Here is a 20,210-nt window from a genome sequence, read left to right on the forward strand (position 1 = left end):
GCCGCTTTGATTTCTCGGTCTAAAGCAATCAAATTACACTGATTAATATGTGCTTTACTGCTGTTTTGTTCTGAGCTCTGCATCAAATCAGGATGATGACGGCGTAAGTCCACACTGGAGATGGTTCCCATCCCACCTAATTTTGCCACGGTGCCAGCCAAACGATGTGCTGACACCCCAACACCCATCCCGCCTTGAACCAAGGGTAATAGAGATTTATTTTTCATCAAAAAACGCTGAATTTCCTGGTATGACACCGCACTATCCTTAAAAATGCTAGCTCAAAAAGCCGATAGACTTACTATGCCCAAAAAAAACAAAAGCGACCTTAATGTGTATCAAGGTCGCTGCATTTAATTGAGTAAATGAGAATTAATACATGCCGTGGAACACAGCATCCTCGGGCCCAATATGGGAAGGAGGGCTCCATGTCACATCGCGCATAGAATGCTGAACCAGGTTTTCAACCCCTAACAACACAGCAAAAATGGCCATACGCACAGGAATACCATTATCCGCTTGACGGAAAATAGCTAAGCGAGAATCTGCGTTTAAATCCACACTCAGATCATGAGCATCCTCGCGGCTATCTCTAGGCAAGGGGTGCATGATGATCACATCGTCTTTTGCGTACTGGTCGATCAATGCTTTGTTAATTTGGAAATCAGCACTGTAGCCTTCGAGCTGCTCATCACTAAAGCGCTCTTTTTGTACCCGTGTGGCATAAATCACGTCTGCGCCTTTTAGGCCGTCTGCCATAGAGTTTGTTTGCTCAATCACATGATTACCTCTGGCCGCCACGTATTCGATAATATCGGTAGGCATTTCTAAACCAGGAGGCGATACCAAGGTAAACGTTAAGCCACGATACAAGCTCAACATTTTCATCAAGGAATGCACGGTACGACCGTATTTCAAATCACCAGTGATTGCAATATGTGCGCCATCCAGTAATTTACCCAAACGAGAAAACTCAGTCAAAATCGTGTACAGGTCTAATAATGCCTGACTGGGGTGCTCTCCGGCACCGTCACCACCATTCACAACAGGGATATTCGTTGCTGCCGCGAACTCGGCCACAGAGCCTTGCTCTGGGTGACGAATAACCATAGCATCCACATACCCACTCATCACCCGACTGGTGTCATAGATGGATTCGCCTTTCGCCATGGACGAGAACGTAAACCCAGTCGTATCACAAACCGAACCACCTAGACGGCAAAATGCAGCACCAAAACTAACACGAGTTCGTGTGCTGGCTTCAAAAAACAGGTTTCCTAATACGGCTCCCTCTAGGACCCGAGAGACCTTTTGACGGCGGGCAATAGGTTGCATCATATCCGCAATGCGTACCAGCTCTTCGACAGAGTCACGGGTAAATTGCTCTACGGAGATCAATTGATGTTTGCCAGCAAGGGCGATGCGATCACGAAGAGGACCGCTTTGAGAGTTTTGCGCATATTTAGCTAATAGCGCATCGTTTTCGACAATCTCTGTCACAAAACGCTGAACCACCTCGGGCATACCACGGAACTCTTGTGAGCCCTCTGGCAATAACCACGTATCTAAAGCACGACGTTTAACCCCAATACGGGCAGCAAACACGTCACGCGTTAAATTCAAGCGACGCATCGCATCGCGCAAAAAAACCTGTTGAGAAACGGACATAGTATTAATTCCAAACTGTACGCAATGCGTATATTTTAATACCAGTCTATTTCTAACAGGATTTTTTTTATGTCTTAACGCACAAAAACAACATTTTACTGCATAGGTGTGGCTTCTTCACCCGCAATAATTTGTGCTGCAATCACCGCATTTTCTTTAGTTCCTACCATAAAGATCAAACGACCTTCGGTAATGGGCTCAGAAAATCCAGGAATAGCGAGTAATGTGCCATCAACAACCAAAGCAAGACGCTTGCCTGTGTGGCGAGTGGTTAGCGCTGTCAGTCGCTGTGCGGCTGAGTCCGTTAAGGTTAGCGCTAATAAACCTTCGCCTGTTTCAGCTGAGCCAGCCTCTACACTGGTTAAATCATGACGAGCTAGAAAAGCATTTGGCTCCATGTACAGCACATTGCTCTCATCAATTTGAACCTCAGCCCAATCAGCATGCGGTTTGGTATCAGCCAAAAACACCAATAACGGTGCGGCCATTTCTTGGCCCTGTGTTTGACCCATTGATTCTGCTGGAGTAGACGGCTCCACAGCCGCAGGAGCAGATGTTGAAGGCGTTGCCGTGCCGCTGCCGGGCTGCTGTGTGGTCTGACACGCCGCCAGCGCCATCAAAGCCACCGGAGCGAGTAAACGACTTAATGTTTTTAATTTAGGCATATACACCTTCCTATTGTTAATAATTTTCATGCAAAGTTTAACAGCCCGTATATAAAAGTCCATATAAGGAAACTGCTATTGATTGTTAAGCTGTAACAAATTTAACCACGAATTTCAATATGGATGGAATCCAAAGGTTGCAAAGTGTGTTGATGTAACAGCTCTATATTATGTTTTCCAGGTCTAGGTAACCAGTTAAACTCCGGTTGATCCGACACAATCTCGTTATCAATACGCCACTTTACTGTTGTACCTTGAGTCACCTGTGCTTTTATAACAATTTGCTGTTGTGTCGGAGGTATCTCTGGGTCCAAGGCGTAAATCGCTTGGTTCAGTGGTGATAAAATACGTGACGCAGTGACCGTTGTATCTTGGAGTACGACTTCAGCGCGCTCCGTACCTTGTACAAAGCACTCCTGACGTGTCGCCTCTACGTGATTAACAAACTGCACAGGCTGACACACCACCCCTTCTACGACGGGCGGAGCAAAGCTGGATTGGTCTTGATGTAAAAAGCGCATCATATCATGCCAAATAGGGGCCGCCCCACTGACTCCCGACACATTATGCATAGCGGAGCCATCTGTATTTCCTACCCATACACCTACGGTATAACGCTGGCTAAAACCCACGGTCCAGTTATCACGCATATCCTTTGACGTGCCCGTTTTTACGGCAGTCCAAAAAGGCGTATTTAATGCACTATCCAAACCGAAGGTAACGGCTCTGGCTGTATTATCAGACAACATCTGTTGTGTAATCCACGAAGCAGCACGACCCGCGATTGGCTGAGGGGCATCATCACAGGCTAAAGATAAACAAATAGCACTATACGCACCTAAATTAGCCAAACTACGATACGCATTTGTGAGTTGCCAAAGACTCACCTCCACCCCACCCAATGCTAAGCCCAAGCCATAATAATCAGCACTATAAGGCAAGTCAAAACCCAGTTTTTGCAAATAGGCCTGAAACTCATCCACCCCTACCTGCCCCAATAGACGCACAGCGGGAATATTAATGGAGCCAGCCAATGCAACCCGTGCCGATACCCAGCCCATAAACTGTTCATCATAGTTTTGCGGCACATATAAGCCATAGGGCGTACTAAACTGGGCAGCGGTATCCGCCAATAATGACGCGGCAGTGATACGTCTTTGATCAATAGCTAACTGATATAAAAAAGGCTTTAGGGTAGACCCTGCCTGACGCTTCGCCTGCACATGATCAAACTGAGCAGCCCGAGAATACGAGCTACTACCAATGTAGGCAATAACTTGTCCACTCTGATTATCCAATACGACTAATGCCGCATCATTGGCATTCGCTTTGACTAAATCAACTAAGTGATGCTGAATAATCGCCTGCGCTTGTCGCTGCAATACCTGATCCACACTGGTCTGCAAACTATTTTGAGCAGATACATGTTGTGACAAATAAAATGCCCAATGCGGTGCATCATTCGGATTCCCCCACGCTGGTCTAGCTAAACGCAAGATCGCCCGTTGGTTATACCAATTATGTGCCGCACAATCCGCTTGAGGCTCTATACCACGCCATAAGATACAGCTACGCTGCTGCAACTGAGTTAAAGGGGCATTCGGGCTAGGTAACATGGCAACGGCCAGAGCCGCCTCTGGAAAAGTCAGCGCAAAGGCTTGTTTTTGCCACATCACCTTTGACATGGCATCCACTCCAACCAATTCGCCCCTGAAAGGCACCAAATTAAGGTAAGCCTCAAGAATTTGAGCCTTCGTCCACTCGGACTCTAATTGTTGAGCCCATCGAGCCTGATCCCACTTAGCTGACCAACTGCGTTGACCCACCGTACGCCCAGACCCTAAACCCAATAGATCGACTAACTGCATGCTTAAAGTAGACGTACCGCGTAACCGTTGGCCCCATAGTGAAGACCAGGCCGTACCTGCGACAGCATACCAATCTACCCCGCCATGATCATAAAAACGACGGTCCTCGGCATGCAGCAACAAACGGACCAATGCCGGAGAAACCTGCTCAATGCCTAACCAACTACCTTGGCGACGTTGCCAATTCACTCGTTGCAACTGCAACAATCTTCCTTGACGATCTAGCAACTGAAAATCAGAAGACTGATGTTGCTGCTTAATCATTGCAAAATCAGGAATCCCTGAGGCATAGCTGGGGGTAAAAAATAGCGCCCCTAGCCAAAGGCATAGTCCTAGCCAATAATTATTGCGCTGCATGCACCGTCATCGCCTCTAGGGGTAACTGAGCTTGTATGCTGGCATCGTACAATGCCTCGACCTCTGTGGGGCTTAATGCAAACTGCCCTGCCGTATTTAAACGAACGCGATAACTAATCCTAGAGGTTCCCGCTGGCAGGTACTCCACATAGGCGCGATACCCACTGTATAGACGCTCTACGTAACTAGGATAGATATCTTCGCTAGTCGTACTTTGCTCTGCGAGTGCTATTTCAGAATCACGGCCTAAACCTGAGCCCAGAATACTGGCTCCGGCAGGAACCGCATCACTAATCACGGCCCAATCACTACTGTGTTCTGCATGAATGGTTAAATCCACACGATACATATCACCGACATGCCACTGACCTGCAGTAGCTTGTTGCACAGGAGTCACGGTACGCTCTACCCGATAACCCTCCATTCGAGCTTCTGTTACAGGTACAGCTGCACGGCTCTGAAGTTGCATCCACAGCCCAGCATCCGTACGATTGTTCACGGATACGGGCGCATTCTGCTCCCAAGTCCATTGATGACTCACTGGAGTCGTCGTTTTACGGGTCCACAATACGTCTTTGACCGGAGCAGTGCCAAGCTGGACCTGCGTTACCCCATGCAAGACCTCACTTTGATCAACCTGTTCTAAAGCCAATAACACCCAGCTATTCTCGGTAGTTGTGCCCCAACGACCACGATATTGCTGTGCGAGCAGCCCATGCATTAGGCTCGGAATACGGTCTGCCCACTGTGGCAGATCGGCCACCGTTAAAATCAAACGCGCTTGATTGGTAGTGGGGCTCACCATCAAGGCTGACATGTGATTTAACACATTATCGTCAGTAAACAATAAGGCAGCCCCTCTCTGAACAAGACGCTCAGAAAGTTCAGTTTCAATGGCTAGCAGCAGCTCAGCGTGTTGCGTACGATTGAATAATGGGTTCTGCAATATATGTAGACCATCCACTAAAGCAGATGTAGGCCACGATGTAGGCGCCATGCTAATACTATCAAGCATCTCTGGACGAGCTAAATCATACCGAGCCAACGCATCCACAGCCGCCATATAAAACGCAACTTGCTGTTTGGCATCAGTAGAAGGTTGATTACGTCGTCCTTCGATGTAGTTTTTCAAGCCATCTAGCATTTTTTGCGCAATAGGTTGAGGTAATGCCAATTCATCAGGGTTATGTGCGCTAAGACTCAACACATAAGCATTCAGCCCTGCGCTACCAGTTAAGTAAGAGCTAGGAAAATAACGTAATAAATTCTGATTGTCTAAGTACGTAGGTAACTCTTGCATCAAGCCTTGCCAGCTCGCCACGTCATGCAAGGCGATATATTTAGAGGCTTGCTGCTCAAAACACGTATATTTGTAGTCCTGAAACCAATCACGGATCGTTTGCTGGCCACCTAATGAGGGTTGTAAATTGAGTTGCACCCCACCTAAATAAAGCCCTTTATCCTTTAATGCTGTAGCAGGCACAGAAAAATCAGCCGACTGGGTTTGGCCTGGTTGTAGGTGCTTCCATGTCACCTGTTGAATTCGCTCTGGCACTAGAGCTTGCCATTGCTGCTCAAATTGCAAGCTATCCATCACATCCTGCGTCTGCTGATCCAAAGCCGTTAGCTGCCATCGAATCAAACCCTCATTAGCCCCCAATTGAGTAGGCATTTTAATAGATTGCCTAAACGCAGCATTAGACTGCGCTGGCACGGTTTGAGTCTGAACGGGAAAATCAAAGACTAACTGATCATTAATAAAGCCATTGACCTTTAAGTCAATATCAAGCGCCGCTTTATCACGATTGCGTACAGTAAAAACAGCCTCGTACTGATCCCCAGAACGAACCTCTGCGGGCAAACCAGACATAATCTGAATGGGTTGGTGGGTTTGAATTTGCGCATGGGCGCTACCAAACTTCTTACCACCACTATCTACCAGAGCCACCAGCTCAAATTGCGTCAAACTGTGATTTAACGGTACATCAATCACAGCCTGCCCATTTTCATCCAACACCACATCCGTGCGCCAGACCAACAAGCTGTCTAGGATTTCACGGGTAGGAGCACCACCACCGCCACCACCAGCTGGAACTGCCTTACGTCCATAATGACGACGACCAATGATTTCAGACTGCATGGTTGCCGTGCGCACGTTATAGCCTACCGTTGGGTACATCGCCTCTAAGAGATTCCAACTCTCGTTGGCAACGAGTTCAAGTAACGCCTGGTCTACGCCAACAAGCAATAACGACGCATTTGCTGCAGGCGTGCCATCAGGCTGAGTCGCTTTAACTTGTAGACGGGCAGTTTGGCCCACCCCATAAACCTGTTTTTCTGGGGTTAGTTCCACCGCTAGCTGATGCGCTGTATTTTCAATTTTTAATTGAGCTATCCCATAACGAAAACTGGGTTTAGCCAAGTCAATCATCGTTGAAGGCAGTGCTTCATCCGAGTTCGTGTATTTCTGATACCACTCAAAAGGGGTTTTCCAACCACCACTAAAAAAATCACGCCATGTGGTTTCATAAATACGACCACGCAATGCCAAAACAGACACATACACATTGGGCCCCCATTCCTTTTCTACGTTGAGATCAAAGAAAGGGTTGTCATTGGTTAAATGCACCACCTGTGTCTGCAAAATACGATCTTGCTCTACCGAAACTAACGCAGTGGCCAAGCTAAATGGCATGCTGACTTGAAAGCGAACCGTATCACCTGGTTTAGCCGTTTTTTGTTCCGCCAGCACATCCATTCGGTCATGATTATCACCACTGATAGAAGCCGACTCGCCCCCTAACCATAAGCTAGATACCGTCGTATAAGTCCGTTTTTTTGCGTCGATGCTACTACTGCGCAATAACAGCTGTCCTGATTCCTTATGTGTAATCTGACACTGCCACTCGCCTTTTTCATTACTTTTTGTTGTACACAGTGTCCCTATAGGCTCTGTTTTTTCTTGACTATCATAACGATAGAAGCCCCCCACCATACGCTGACGCGTTGTGAGGTAGGTTTGTTTTACCCCCTCAATCTGAACGGTTTGATTTGCTAGGGGCTGTCCTGTTGGATCAATGGTCACACCTTTTACTTGGATCGTATCGCCTGTTTCCCAATAAGGGTGATTTACCCCCACTACTACATCAGCAGGCCAGATTTTCTGACGTTGAGATAGACTTTGAACCTGACCATTTGGGTCCATAAAGCTGGCTTCCACGACTAAGTCCAATACTTGGGGGCTGGGATTTAAAGCAAAATCCATTTGACCAGCACCCTCTGCATTCAATGTCAGTGCCGCTTTATCTACAACAGTTATGGGCCGAGAAAAATCGCCTTCGGGAGTAAAGCTGTAATCGTCATAGGCGGAAAAACGAGGAGAAGCCGGCTGGGTTAACGCACTGATCTGTACGGCTTGATCTGCGGCCACACCACCTGAAATATAATTCAACTGAATATCTAATAGCGCCTCGTCCACAGCCACCAACGCCGACTGCTGAGAGGCATTTTTAGAGCTAAGTCCTAACTGCCCCGTTAAATAAGGCAACTTAAAGGCCTCTACCCTAAAACTAGCGCTTTCAAAGTGATGTTTTTTACCTTGTAAAGATACCTCATAACTACCAAGTGTGGCATTTTTTGCAAGCGTGATGGTACTCAGGGCATACCAGCCTCCTGAGGGATTTTTACGCCACTGTAGGGGCTGAGTAATTTCATCACCGCTGCCAGAATGGCGTAGCACTAATTCGGGGATAGCTCGATTTAAATTAAAATCAGCCTCATCACGCCAGTAGTGTTTTAAATGGACGGTTTCCCCCGCTAAAAACAAAGGCCTATCAACGACCGTATGCACTACATTGGTATCATCTGAGCCATAATAATAAGGCAATTGAAAACGCCAAGACTCTAATCCTTTATCCCAATCGCTCAGGACAAAACTAATGTCTTTTTTGCCATAGGCATCAGGGTGGTTCTCGTCAATACTGGCAGCAATAAATAAACTGCTAAGTCCTGTTGTTGAACAATAAGAACGCTCTGTCTGTATTCCACCTACCACCAATCGCCCTTGCGCATCAGTACGCTCACTAATTAACGTGCGCCCATTACAATCCAACACCTCTACTAATGCATTTTCTATAGGTTGGGCGGTATCCAAACGGCTGACCCATACCATGATCTGGTCTGCTGAAAGTTTGCTATGCACAGCCACGTTCGTCACTAATGCAGCACTACGCACATACATAGCCGAATCAGGGTCGGTATATGTCTGCCCTAAACGCTCTGACTTAGCCTCTAGAATATGTAAGCCCGTTCCTTTTAAAGGCACACCAATTAACTCAACGGATTTATCTTTACTATCAGGTACGCCCGGCAAGGTTAAGGTTTGTGTTTGATCACCCATCTGTAAAAAATCAAATAACGATCTTGTCTTCGGATCCACCTGTGGGCTGTCATTGTTATAGTTATAATCCTGTAAGTACCAACCGGCCTCTAACTGTTGTTGAGTGATGGAGTAATCCCCTACCCGCGCTAAACGGGCATACCAATACAACATCTCTTGAGCCGTATCGACACGCAAAGTGCGTAGCTGTCCTGCCGATTGTTTCTGACGGGGTTTTAACAACTCAGGCTCTATACCCCGTAAGGCTAAGGGCAACAAGGCCAACGTAGTCGAGGTACTGGCTGGCTCGTCTGCAAAACGCTCCACTACGCCAAACTGCTCATTGGCAAATTTCAGCAATGGCGGAAAGGCAGCCATTTTGACAGGCCGCTGAAAAAAGTCGGCATTACTGAGCTGACGCCCCGCATCGTCTTGCAACTGATCCCAATCCGTAGGTAATTGCCACTGCAATTCTGCCAAAGCCACCATAGGTGCGTCAAAAGACAGCTCATCAATAAAGGCCCCGTCATCGTCTGAGGGCTGTATAGGCACACCATCACCTGATGGCTTTTTCAACTGTATTTGCGTTAGTTTTTCTGCGCTCACGGGAGCTGAAAATCGAAGTTTAAATGGCAATAAGGGGTTGCAATCTGCTGTGCTTTTGGTTTTTTCACAAACCAGTTGCACCCGTAACGGGCCTCGCACCTCAAAACTTAAACCGGTTGCGTCTTCTGTAAACGCACGCGGAACTAAATTCTGCTTTTTGGCATCTAACAACTCAACCCGTAATGTTGAACTAGGGGCTAAACGCTGCGCACACTGCGTCACCACGTAGCGGTCTGCTTGTTCTTTGCTATAGCTATAACTCTGGTTTTCAAGAAGCTCTAGTGTTTGCTCCTGACCAAGAGCACGCAATGGAATCTGCTCTCCGACCGCACTACTAACGCAATAACTATTAGTAATGATCTCTTGGGCTTTAACAGGCTGATTAAAGCGCAAAATAAAAATCTGGTCCTCGGCTATTTGCCCGTAAGACTGTTCTACTTGATCTAGCTCTACGGGGGTCGCATTACTGTGCGACGCAACCAGCCCCAAAGCAGTTGCCCAAAGCCATTTTTTTACTTTACGCATACATTACCTGTATTGTTAATTCATTATTGAGGCTAATTGTATCTCTAGCCTAAAAGCACGTTATGTTATTTTTATATGCTTACATTTGTTTATAACCTTAGCATTAAATGGCTTGATTACACCCTCTGGCTCATAGCACACTTAAATTGAGTTAATAAACTGTTAAGCAAAAGGATATAAGATGGCTCCAACAACTCTTGCCGACTTGGATAAAACCCGTAAAGCCTGTCAAGGCATGGTTTCACGCCGTGCTTTGTTATCTGCCAGCGCTGCGGTAGTCCCCATTCCGGGTGTTGATATTAGTACGGATGTAGCGATCTTATTACAGCTCATTCCTAAAATTAATGAGCAATTTGGTTTATCTGCAGAACAGATTGATGCGCTCAGTCCAGAGTTAAAAAAAATAGTAGTAGTTGGTGGTGCGAGTTTTGGGATTGGCCTATTAGGCAAGGTCATTACTCCCAGCCGAGTTATTCAATTATTACAAAAACTAGGGGCAAAAAAACTAGCCGGTAAATATGCGGCCAAATACATTCCTCTTGCAGGGGCGGTCATTTCCTCTACGATTAGTTTTGTGGTGCTGCGCAAGGTCGGCAATCAACACATTGACGAATGCTATCAAATTGCAAAACAACTGATCGAAGCAAAACATATCGAACACGCCTAACGCCTCATATATTGGCCTCATTACGGTCTAGTAGAACCGCCGCCTCTAGACCATTGCTTTTTCCCCTAAAATCGCCCACTAGCCTTTTCTTTTTAGATTGCCTCGCCTAATATCTAATTGATAACGATTATCATTACTATTTGCATTCATGCACATGTTTAATAGCACCGTAGACTGGGATTATAACGAAAGCCTTAACCTCTGGACTCGCGTCAACTACCGAGGCAAAAGCTCGGATTACCTCAGTCGCACCTCTATGAGTGAAGGCACTCCGTCATTTACTTTTGTCGATGTAGGAATGGGCTATCAGCTCAACAAACATCTACGCCTCGGCGTCGGCATCTACAATATCTTTGATAAAAAAATGGATTATGCCGACTACGGTGCAGTCTATGATGGCCGCCGTTATTGGGCTCAAATGACAGTTGGGCTCTAAACCACCCCACTACCTAAAAAAAGCCCGCTGTCTCAATCTGAGAGCAGCGGGCTTTTCGTTATTTATTTCTATACAGTGGCAATTAATGGTTTACATGCCTCCGAAGGCAATAGTTTTGCCGCGACCTCGTCCACAATAATCATGGCATTATTATGTTGTTTAATAATAGAGGCGGGCATATTTTCATCAATAGCGCTATAGTACAAATCAGCCATAACCTGAGCTTTATTGTTACCAGTTGCAACTAAGATAATCTGTTTAGCTTCGATAATATCCTGCAAGCCTAAGGTAATCGCTTGGGTAGGAACTTCGTCCATTGACGCAAAAAAACGACCATTATCTAACCGCGTTTGTGCAGATAAATCCACCACATGAGTACGACTTTGAAACGAGGTACCTGGCTCGTTAAAACCAATATGGCCATTACCACCAATGCCCAATAACTGTAAATCAATACCACCTGCTTCGGCTATTTTTCGGGAATAGAGTTCACACTGCTCTTGCAAATCAACACATAACCCATCTGGCAAAAATGTTTTATGGCGGGCAAAAGCTAAGCGATTAAACAGGTGCTCCCTCATATAATAGTGATAGCTTTGTGGATGATCTGCCCCCAAACCAATATATTCGTCTAGGTTAAAGGTAATTAATTGCGATACATCTATGTCTTCTAGTGTCACCTGCGCCGTCAGTCGATCATACACAGGCTCCATGGTGCTACCGGTAGCCAAACCTAATACAGCCTGGGGCTTAGTTGAGATCAAGTCCACAAGGCGGGCACTAACATAATCAGCAATGGACTGGGGGTTAGGTAAGATAAAAAACATAGATATTATGATTTCAGTAACAGATTGAGCCATCATTATTATCTAAAATCCTGTTACCGTGTGTATTTATATACACCTTTTTTTAACCTTAGTGTTTTTATTAACTGACGCAATCTCTACTCGCTACGTTTACACCGCTTAGCAGCGCATTTCATCTCTCTTAGCAGCATATACTTTGACTCACATTTCTCTCCGCTCTGTTCCCCTTGCTCTGTTTGCTTTGGCCGTAGGTGGTTTTGGTATAGGTACGGGTGAATTGTCAAACCCACCATGATGAATCAAGCAGGTATTAGCGAAAGCATGATGCCATGGGTATTGGCCTTATTTGGCGTAGGAATGGTGGCTGGTAATTTAATCGGGGCTCTATCACTATTTTATTAGTAGGAACCTTAGTGGCGTTAGGTCCGGCACTGCAATCCCGTTTAATGGACGTTGCGGGCGAAGCCCACGGTAACACCTAAAACCTGTCTCCATTTAGCCGCTATTCATACAAATCCTCCACAGAATCAGGTACGATAAATAATTACCTTCTCACTTTTTGATTCAAATGCCTACATCTCGCCTGTCAATCCTATTGCGCCAACTTATTTGTGTGATCTATTTTTTTGGTGGTCTCATTGGTATTTATGTCCTAATACCCATGCTGGGATTGTTTACTGGCTCCTTATTAGCCATTACACTTTTTGGTCTAATGGTTTTACAAAATGTAGTGGCTGTGTATGGTTCTATACGCTTTTGGCAAAACGACACCAAAGGTGGGCAAATGCTGTATTGGTTGTCTTGGACCAGCGTGCCGGTTTTCACCTCTAAAATGCTGTCATATCACAGTATTATCGGTTTAGGTGTCGCTCCCATTATGCGATTTGAACCTAATAATTACGGCATGGACGTTATATTTAGGTTTGGCTACACCGGTGCATTTAAATGGTTTCCAACCATGGATATATTTCAAATTGGCCTCAATTTAGTTCCATTGATCTTCATTGTTATTATTGGACAACTAATTAACATAAACGAAGACACTTCTGCATAAAAAATCACATTTCATCTTCTTAAAGTGACCTTCTCTTTTAGACTTCCGTTACATTTTGATTTGAAAAATAGTTCAAAAAAAGCAAAGCTGACTTGAGTTTGTGTTTTGTAACGGCCACAATAAAAGAATGAAAATCACAAAAGGAAATGCTATGAAACGTAAACTCGCTTACCTATCCGCTATTTTGGCTACTGCTGGTCTAGCCGCATGTTCCTCACCTTCTACTACCACTATGAATGATGATGGCACCCAGGTAACGCTGAGCCCCGAGCAAACTCTAGAGGCCTACCATTGGAATTTAGTTAGTACGATTAAAGCCGATGGCAATACAGAACCTGCTTGGACTTCTAGCAAATCAAACAAACCACTCACACTAACCTTTGCTGAAAATCGTGTTGCCATTCAAAACCTGTGCAATAACATGATGGCAGGCTATCAATTGACCGAACGTGATATTGATTTTAGTCAGGTGGCTGGCACTATGCGTATGTGTAATGACCCAGAGCTCATGCAATACGAACAGACTGTCGCTAAACTCCTGCCTACGGCCACGGACTGGAGTCTAGCCGCTACCAACCAGACACAACCGGATGCTCCTGCTCCTGTGCTAACTCTTCATTTTGAGAATGGCGATAAATGGCGTTTACAGGGCGAGCAAACGAATGAGACTAAATACGGTTCCAAAGCCGAAACTGTCTTTTTAGAGATAGCGCCCCAGACCGAGATTTGTCCTCAAAGCGGCAATAACTGCCTAAAGGTCAGAGAGGTCAACTTTGACTCCAGTGGTATCCAATCAACGGTAGGCGAATGGGTTCTATTTCAACCTAATGCGATCGAAGGCTTTACCCATCAGGATGGTGTTCACTCTGTCATTCGCACCTTGCGCTATGACATTAAAAATGCCCCAGCTGGCAGCGCAACACAGGCCTATGAACTAGACATGGTGGTACAAACAGGCAAAGCGCTGTAATAGACCACTAACTAAAAAGACGCTTACTTATTGTGTAAGCGTCTTTTTTTATGAATTTTCGTTATTGCTTTACGTAATTACGCCAGACTCGAGGCAAAATCCCACCATGTTTCCAGTACTCAACGTCCTCACTCGTATCTAGTCGGGCTAATAAGGGCACCATCTCTACCCGCCCATCCAAGCGATGAATACGTAACTGCACCACAGAATGCACGCCTATATTCTGCGCTAAGCCCACGACATCAAAAGACTCTGATCCGTCTAATTGCAAATCATCCACAACTGTATGGTTCATAAACTGTAAGGGCAGCACCCCCATACCAACTAGATTGGTGCGATGAATACGCTCAAAGCCTTCGGCAACAACCGCCTTAACCCCTAGCATCGCAACCCCTTTAGCTGCTGAGTCTCTGGAAGAGCCGCAACCATAGTTTTTACCCGCAATAATAATGAGATCTTGCTGGCGCTGCTGATACGTCTGTGCTGCCTCAAAAATACGCATTTGCGTGCCTTCGGGCATCAGCTTCGTCACCCCACCTTCTATGCCGGGTGTCATCTTATTGCGCAAACGAATGTTGGCAAACGTAGCTCGCATCACAATTTCATGATTTGCACGACGCGTAGTGTAATTATTAAAGTCTTTTTGCTCTACACCTCGCTCAAGCAGGTAATCGGCTGCTGGCGTGCCTAAACTAATTGCACCTGACGGCGAAATATGATCTGTCGTAATCGAATCACCCAAAATGGCCAAAGGACGTAATCCTTGTAGGTCTTGAACAGGTACAGGCTGTAACGGTAAGCCCTCAAAATAAGGGGGTTTTTTGATGTAATGACTATCTGGATTCCAGCTAAAAGTGGCCCCTGAAGCTGACTCCAACGCATCCCACTGCTCTCCACCGTCGTAGAGCTCGCTGTAGCGCTTAATGAATAGCTCTCGATCATAGGCATTTAAGACGGCGTCAGCGACCTCAGCAGCTGTAGGCCAGATGTCTTTAAGATATACTGGCTGCCCCTTGGCATCGTGCCCCAATACCGCTTGGGTCACATCTACATTCAACGAGCCTGCAATGGCATACACCACCACCAATGCCGGCGACGCTAAGTAGTTCGCTCGCACACTAGGGTGAATACGACCATCAAAATTTCGATTACCTGACAATACGGATGTCGTCACCAGATCATGATCTGCTATGGCTTTAGCAATGGAAACGGGCAAAGGCCCCGAGCCCCCATTACATGTAGTACAGCCAAAGCCTGCAATATGAAAGCCCAATTGATCTAAGGCTTGCTGTAGACCTGCCTTTTGTAAAATATCAGCGGTAACTTGGCTGCCTGGGACCAATGAAGTTTTTACCCATGGTTTGGTCACTAAGCCTTTTTTCACGGCTTTTTGTGCGACTAAGCCTGCTGCCATCATATTAGTGGGATTTGCCGTATTCGTGCATGATGTAATCGCCGCGATAACCACATCACCCTCTTTTAGCGTAAAGGTCTCACCCTCTACTGGCACGGTTCTATCCAAATCCACAGCCCGTCCAGCGATGCGTTGATGATGCTGCGCAAACTGTGCGACAGACTCCACCAAGTCAAATCGATCCTCAGGATTACTGGGGCCTGAAAGCGCAGGCCGAATGCTATCCAAATCAATACTCAGAACAGCATCAAAAATGGGATTAGGCGTATTTTCATCACGCCATAGTTTTTGTTTTTTACTGTATTGCTCTACGCACTGTATATGAGTTTCGTCCCGACCTGTGGTACGCATGTAGTCCAAGGCCTGTTGATCCACAGGAAAAAACACAACGGTCGCGCCGTACTCGGGGGCCATATTTGCGATCATGCCACGATCACCCAGTGACAACTGATCTAATCCAGCACCAAAAAACTCAATAAACTTACCTACGACTCCTAGTTCACGTAGTTTTTCTGTAATAAGTAAAACTAAATCGGTAGGTAAAACGCCCTCTCTGAGCTGACCAGTGAGTTCCACCCCGATTACCTCTGGCAACGGCATACTGACAGGTAAACCAACCATAACTGCCTCTGCCTCAATCCCACCCACTCCCCAAGCCAAAATACCTAAGCCGTTCACCATGGGCGTATGACTATCCGTACCCACACAACTATCGGGATATAACAAACTAGGGTCCTCTTTTAGCTGATTTTCAGCCCACACCACCTGCCCAATTTGCTCTAGATGTAATTGATGCATAATCCCTTTCCCAGGAGGAATTACACTCACACCATCAAAATTTGCACCACACCAACGAAGAAACTCGAATCGCTCTGCATTACGTTCGTATTCACGATTTAAGTTAATTTGTGCCGCTAATGGATTTGCCCAACTGTCCACCTGCAATGAGTGATCAATCACCACATCCGTAGGTACAGTAGGTCGCACTCGGGTCGCATCCGCCCCATAAGCGTGTACGGCTTCTCGCATCGCCACCATATCTAACAACATGACCAAGCCTAAAATATCATGACCAAAAACACGAGCTGGATAAAAGCTAATGCCTGCATCCACCTCTCTATTTAGGATGGCTTGAATTTCATTATGATTATCTGTGCCTTTCAGTGCCGTTTGGCGTAATGCGTTTTCTAACAAGATTCGTAAAGAAAACGGCAAGGTTTCTACAGATGAAATATCATGAATAGGCACATAATTAAAGGCCTTTCCATTTATTTCCATCTGCTGTAGTTTGGGGTGGAGGATCATGGCTATATGCCCCTTTTTATAAAAAGATAATAATTTTGTCTTACAACACCCATAGGCTTAGTCATAGGCAAATAAAAAACAGACTAAACACAACATACTTTAACAAAGGAGTACCCCATGTCCCAAATGAGTATTAATGCCGTTTTTATGCGGGGTGGCACAAGCAAAGCACTCATCATTCAACCTAAAGATCTGCCTTTAGACCAATCAGAATGGACAGATCTATTTTGTGCGGCAATGGGCTCACCTGATCCGTATGGTCGTCAGCTAGATGGCATGGGAGGAGGCGTGTCTTCGCTATCTAAGGTGTGTATTGTGGGGCCCTCCTCACACCCCGAGGCAGATGTGGACTATACCTTTGCCCAAGTGGCCGTAAAAGAAAAGCATGTGGGCTACCAAGGCAACTGTGGCAACATGAGCGCCGCCGTCGGCCCCTTTGCCATAGATCAGGGTCTAGTCATACCAAAGGGGGACACCACAACGGTGCGTATCTACAACACTAACACCAAAAAGATCATTCATAGCACCTTTGCCACCCCAAATGGGCAAACTCAATATGGGGGTGATCTCAGCATTCCTGGAGTTTATGGTACAGGTGCCCCCATAAAACTCGAATTTATTCAACCCGGTGGTGCAACAACAGGACAGCTCTTGCCTACTGGTAATGTGATCGATAGGCTAGATGTGGCTGGGCTGGGGCAAATTGACGTCTCCATGATTGACGCTGCTAACGCCGCTGTCTTTATACGTGCTTCTGATATTGGTTTAACAGGTCTTGAGCTACCTGAACAATTGGAATCCCAGCCAGACATCATGGCGACCTTAGATGCCATTCGTATTCATGCTTCTGTCGCTATGGGGATTGCACCAGACTTAGAAAGCGCAAAGCAAAATCGTATTGTGCCTTTTGTGGCATTTGTAGCTGCGCCTCAGGACAACCCCACACTCACTGGCGACATCATTGCTGCAGATGACTTAGATATCATCGCTAGAGTCATCTCCAATGGGCAACCGCATCGCGCACTTCCATTAACCATTTCACTCTGTACCGCAGTTGCAGCACGAATTCAAGGCAGTGTGGTATCTACGCTGGTTCGTCCTTCTTCCGACCCGAATGCCGCACTGCGTTTAGGTATGCCCTCAGGTGTACTCACCGTAGACGCCGAAGTGAACCAACAGCAAGAACAATGGCATGCTCACTCAGGCTCTTTTTATCGTACCGCCCGTCGTTTATTTGATGGCCGTGTTTGGATTAAAAAGGAAATTTAACCACTAATGCAAGACTCTATCGCCCACTTAAAACAATTTGACCACGTTGCTGATGCCGTCAGCTACTTAAATCAACTAAAGGCGACTGTCGCCGTCCAACTCGCGACTCAACTTGATACGGATGAGTTAATAGAGCTCATCGAAAACCCAGAGCTAACTCATGACGTCGAGTTATTGACCCATCTGTCTAATATCAAACGGGTCGATGTATTGGATCAAATGGCAGAGGACCGGATTGCTGACTTATTAAGCATCGTAGAGCCTGAGGTACGTCAACAAACGTTAAGTCTGTTAAGTCCAGCCTCTCGTACCTCGATTCTGCGCTTAATGAGCTACCCCGAAGGGACCGTGGGCAGCATCATGACGACTGAATTTATTCAAGTTCCAACCTACTGGACAGTGCTGCAGACTCTGGATCATATCCGGGAAGTGCATGCTAAGCGTGAGACGGTCTATTCAATCTATGTGGTTAACGAGGCGCAGCAACTGCAATTTGTTCTTCCCTTACGTCAGCTCGTCTGCTCGGATTCCAGCGCACCGTTAACAGACCTGTGGACAGGTCAGACTCCCATCACGCTAGAGGCCTATATGGACCGTGATGAGGCAGCCCATTTAATTCGTCGTCATGACTTTTTAGCTTTGCCTGTGGTTGACGAAAGCAATCAGGTGCTCGGCATCGTAACGGTGGATGATGTGATTGATGCCTTGATGGACGAAGCTGCTGAAGACTTTGGCCGCTTTGGTGGAGCAGAACACATTGGCAAGCCCTACCTAGAGGCAGGTTTTGGCACCATGCTACGTAAACGAGGTGGTTGGCTAGCCATTTTGTTCTTAGGTGAAATGTTCACCGCCAGTGCCATGCAGTACTACGAAATGGAACTAGAAAAAGCGGTAGTACTGGCAATGTTTATTCCCCTTATCATGAGTTCAGGAGGTAACTCTGGATCTCAAGCCACCTCACTATTGATTCGTGGATTAGCATTAGGCGAAGTTCAGCTTAAAGACTGGTGGCGCGTTATCCTACGTGAGCTACCGACGGGCCTCGTACTTGGTGCAGGATTAGGTAGTATTGGTTTTGCCCGTATTATGGCTTGGCAGCATCTCGGCTTTTATGATTATGGTGAGCACTATATGCTCATCGCCTTTACGATCTGGGTTTCGTTAATTGGTATTGTCTGTTTTGGCTCCAGCATTGGGTCGATGTTACCTTTTGCCTTACAACGATTTGGGTTTGATCCAGCTAGCGCCTCTGCACCACTAGTCGCAACCTTAGTCGATGTATTAGGCTTAGTCATTTACTTCTCTGTTGCCGCGTTTATTTTAACTGGCACCCTTCTCTAGACAAACAGCCCATAAATAGCAATCGCCTCTGCTAACTCTAAAAGAGCTTGATTACATCAAGCTCTTTTTTTCCTGTAAGCCTCTGTGATTTGTTACACTTAGATGACAAAGACTGGTTAAATAACCAGTCTCATTTAGTTGCATTTTTTTGAGGTTCCATGACAGGACAAGGTCATCGATTAACGGGCGTTGGCGCAGGTTTTTTTGCCGCCGCTCTGGTACACACTCTTGGTTTTAATTACACAGCAGAATTCTTAGCTGCATTAGCTGCCGCTTCATCCACGACACTTCCTGACTGGATTGAAATCCCAGTGTATAAAAAAGGGGTGCGGGCTGGCACGCTTATTCCCCACCGCACCATTACCCATTGGCCACCGTTATGGGTAGGTCTCATCTATCTCGCTTATTATTATGCCGAGCCCTATTACGCTGCCACCCTTATAGGCATCAGCGTCGGCGCCCTCGCCCACATCGTTGCCGATGCCCCAAATCCAATGGGTATCCCTTGGTTTTGGCCACATAAACGCGTTTCTATATTCGGAGGCTTATGGCGATCAGGGCAATTCGAAAAAACCATGACGTTGGTTTTTACTGTAACGGGGCTACTTTATTGGGGTTATGCTCATCAAGACACAGAATGGTTGATGGCGATTCTAGAAAAATGGTCAGAAAATACGCCCATTTGGACGCCAGTCACCTAGCTCAGTACGCAATTCATGGCACGTTTAGGTCACCCCTAGCGCCAGAAAGCAAAAAAGCCGAATTGCGGTCGGCTTTAAGTGCTTGATTTTGCTAGGGAAATCTTGGTGGGCCCAGCTGGACTTGAACCAGCGACCAACGGATTATGAGTCCGCTGCTCTAACCAACTGAGCTATAGGCCC

The 20,210-nt window shown here is 46.3% G+C and carries 13 protein-coding genes, 1 tRNA gene and 2 pseudogenes; 8 read left to right on the forward strand and 8 right to left on the reverse strand.

What is annotated here, in order from left to right; all coding sequences use genetic code 11:
• The 5 genes and pseudogenes from Q0Z62_RS08020 to Q0Z62_RS08040 form a co-directional block, all read right to left on the reverse strand.
• A pseudogene (locus tag Q0Z62_RS08020) lies at positions 1 to 227 on the reverse strand (nitronate monooxygenase); the annotation flags it as partial.
• Between the two features lie 145 nt (positions 228 to 372).
• Positions 373 to 1,668 (reverse strand): aspartate carbamoyltransferase, encoded by a 1,296-nt coding sequence (locus Q0Z62_RS08025; protein WP_269901781.1) that lies wholly within the window; start codon positions 1,666 to 1,668, stop codon positions 373 to 375.
• Between the two features lie 95 nt (positions 1,669 to 1,763).
• A complete protein-coding gene (locus tag Q0Z62_RS08030) occupies positions 1,764 to 2,333 on the reverse strand; it encodes a hypothetical protein (protein WP_269901780.1) in 570 nt (189 codons plus the stop codon).
• A 101-nt stretch (positions 2,334 to 2,434) separates the two neighbouring features.
• Positions 2,435 to 4,558 carry a penicillin-binding protein 1C gene (gene pbpC / locus Q0Z62_RS08035; RefSeq protein ID WP_298053187.1) on the reverse strand — a complete coding sequence of 708 codons (2,124 nt, stop codon included), beginning with the start codon at positions 4,556 to 4,558 and terminating at the stop codon, positions 2,435 to 2,437.
• Entirely contained in the window at positions 4,545 to 10,067 is a 5,523-nt protein-coding gene (locus Q0Z62_RS08040; protein ID WP_298053190.1) for an MG2 domain-containing protein, read from the reverse strand. Before Q0Z62_RS08040 ends, pbpC begins: the two co-directional genes overlap by 14 nt.
• Positions 10,068 to 10,248: 181 nt before the next feature.
• Here Q0Z62_RS08040 and Q0Z62_RS08045 point away from each other — a divergent pair, with 181 nt between their 5' ends.
• Together Q0Z62_RS08045 and Q0Z62_RS08050 are read left to right on the forward strand one after the other, a co-directional pair.
• Positions 10,249 to 10,734 carry a hypothetical protein gene (locus Q0Z62_RS08045; protein ID WP_269901777.1) on the forward strand — a complete coding sequence of 162 codons (486 nt, stop codon included), beginning with the start codon at positions 10,249 to 10,251 and terminating at the stop codon, positions 10,732 to 10,734.
• Between the two features lie 154 nt (positions 10,735 to 10,888).
• Entirely contained in the window at positions 10,889 to 11,170 is a 282-nt protein-coding gene (locus Q0Z62_RS08050) for a TonB-dependent receptor (protein WP_298053196.1), read from the forward strand.
• A gap of 68 nt (positions 11,171 to 11,238) precedes the next feature.
• On the opposite strand, the gene nagB is transcribed toward Q0Z62_RS08050, so the two are convergent.
• Positions 11,239 to 11,997, reverse strand: coding sequence for a glucosamine-6-phosphate deaminase (gene nagB, locus Q0Z62_RS08055; RefSeq protein WP_298053199.1), 759 nt, complete (start codon positions 11,995 to 11,997; stop codon positions 11,239 to 11,241).
• A 258-nt stretch (positions 11,998 to 12,255) separates the two neighbouring features.
• Between nagB and Q0Z62_RS08060 the strand changes: the two are divergent.
• The 3 genes and pseudogenes from Q0Z62_RS08060 to Q0Z62_RS08070 all read left to right on the forward strand — a co-directional run.
• Positions 12,256 to 12,443 (forward strand): annotated as a pseudogene (locus tag Q0Z62_RS08060) (MFS transporter); the annotation flags it as partial.
• A gap of 101 nt (positions 12,444 to 12,544) precedes the next feature.
• Positions 12,545 to 13,030 (forward strand): hypothetical protein, encoded by a 486-nt coding sequence (locus tag Q0Z62_RS08065; protein ID WP_298053201.1) that lies wholly within the window; start codon positions 12,545 to 12,547, stop codon positions 13,028 to 13,030.
• Positions 13,031 to 13,181: 151 nt separating this feature from the next.
• A complete protein-coding gene (locus Q0Z62_RS08070) occupies positions 13,182 to 14,000 on the forward strand; it encodes an META domain-containing protein (RefSeq protein ID WP_298053204.1) in 819 nt (272 codons plus the stop codon).
• A 61-nt stretch (positions 14,001 to 14,061) separates the two neighbouring features.
• On the opposite strand, the gene acnA is transcribed toward Q0Z62_RS08070, so the two are convergent.
• The gene (gene acnA, locus Q0Z62_RS08075) at positions 14,062 to 16,719 is read right to left on the reverse strand and encodes an aconitate hydratase AcnA (RefSeq protein ID WP_298053206.1); all 2,658 of its coding nucleotides are present in this window, start codon (positions 16,717 to 16,719) and stop codon (positions 14,062 to 14,064) included.
• A gap of 117 nt (positions 16,720 to 16,836) precedes the next feature.
• Between acnA and Q0Z62_RS08080 the strand changes: the two genes are divergently transcribed.
• The 3 genes from Q0Z62_RS08080 (at position 16,837) to Q0Z62_RS08090 (ending at position 20,030) form a co-directional block, all read left to right on the forward strand.
• Positions 16,837 to 17,988 carry a 2-methylaconitate cis-trans isomerase PrpF family protein gene (locus tag Q0Z62_RS08080; RefSeq protein WP_298053209.1) on the forward strand — a complete coding sequence of 384 codons (1,152 nt, stop codon included), beginning with the start codon at positions 16,837 to 16,839 and terminating at the stop codon, positions 17,986 to 17,988.
• Between the two features lie 6 nt (positions 17,989 to 17,994).
• Positions 17,995 to 19,329: a magnesium transporter gene (gene mgtE, locus Q0Z62_RS08085; RefSeq protein WP_298053212.1), complete on the forward strand. Its 1,335-nt coding sequence runs from the start codon at positions 17,995 to 17,997 to the stop codon at positions 19,327 to 19,329.
• Positions 19,330 to 19,487: 158 nt separating this feature from the next.
• A complete protein-coding gene (locus Q0Z62_RS08090; RefSeq protein ID WP_298053215.1) occupies positions 19,488 to 20,030 on the forward strand; it encodes a metal-dependent hydrolase in 543 nt (180 codons plus the stop codon).
• Between the two features lie 103 nt (positions 20,031 to 20,133).
• Here the strand turns inward: Q0Z62_RS08090 and Q0Z62_RS08095 are convergent.
• A tRNA-Ile gene (locus tag Q0Z62_RS08095) sits at positions 20,134 to 20,210 on the reverse strand.

The sequence above is a fragment of the uncultured Paenalcaligenes sp. genome (assembly GCF_947630565.1).
Classification (GTDB): Bacteria; Pseudomonadota; Gammaproteobacteria; order Burkholderiales; family Burkholderiaceae_B; genus Paenalcaligenes; species Paenalcaligenes faecalis.